Consider the following 453-nt stretch of genomic DNA (forward strand, 5'->3'; position numbering starts at 1 on the left):
TGTTCATCATAATATATAAGTATTTCATCCTCATCTTCTTTAATTCTATCCAAGACAACATATCGTTTTGTTTCATTATTATAATGTGTAATTTCAACTTCATAATATTTTTTTCTTTAATAAATATGGGAAATAAAACAATCGCATATATCACATTAAATGTCGTAAATATATATAAAGATTTCCACATCTCTTTTTTGATTGTACTTACATCTTTAATTTCTCCCAATATCTCACTAACACTTAAAAAAAGTAGTATATCTAAAACGATAACCAAAAGAATAAAACGAAATATATTTTTAAACAGTCGACTTATTTTCTCTTTGTTTGGGTTCATTACAGTATTTCTTGTAATCCATTGGGACATTATTAGCCCAATTAATGGAACACCAAGAAGGCTTATCCACTTAAGTATAGTATTACTAGCATCTAAATATTCTCTAAGTTAATATA

Annotated in this window: 1 protein-coding gene; it reads right to left on the bottom strand. The window is 25.4% G+C overall.

Translation table 11 applies throughout. The features are described from left to right. Positions 1 to 367: hypothetical protein (locus tag DVK03_RS20375; protein WP_233565951.1), on the bottom strand; the 367-nt coding region annotated here is incomplete at its 3' end. Between the last annotated feature and the right edge of the window lie 86 nt (positions 368 to 453).

It is taken from the genome of Haloferax sp. Atlit-109R, assembly GCF_003665865.1.
Lineage (GTDB): Archaea > Halobacteriota > Halobacteria > Halobacteriales > Haloferacaceae > Haloferax > Haloferax volcanii.